The organism is Neisseria sp. P0013.S005 (assembly GCF_051958425.1).
GTDB lineage: Bacteria > Pseudomonadota > Gammaproteobacteria > Burkholderiales > Neisseriaceae > Neisseria > Neisseria subflava.
In genome coordinates this window covers 1-236 of record NZ_JBQCVL010000098.1, presented here as the reverse complement: position 1 = coordinate 236, position 236 = coordinate 1, and the positions used below count along the sequence as shown (strand labels likewise).

Genomic DNA, 236 nt, shown 5'->3' with positions numbered 1-236 from the left:
GGCCACGATCACGCGTGGATTTTTAGCCGGAGCAAAGCCGATAAACGTACCGCCGTGTTTGTTGTCCACATAGCGGCCAGTGACCAGTTTACGCGCCGTACCGGTTTTCGCACCTACGGCGAAACCATCCACAGCACCGGCAGTACCGGTACCGCCGGCTTCCGTAACGGAAACCATCAACTCGCGCACTTTTTTCGCCGTAGAGGCTGTGATGACGCGCTTGCCGTTCGGGGCAA

The 236-nt window shown here is 58.5% G+C and carries 1 protein-coding gene; it reads right to left on the bottom strand.

Annotated features, from left to right (window positions below; translation table 11 throughout):
- Positions 1-236, bottom strand: a 236-nt coding sequence (locus ACTHTA_RS11645; RefSeq protein ID WP_440379645.1) for a penicillin-binding transpeptidase domain-containing protein, incomplete at both ends; no start/stop codon positions are given.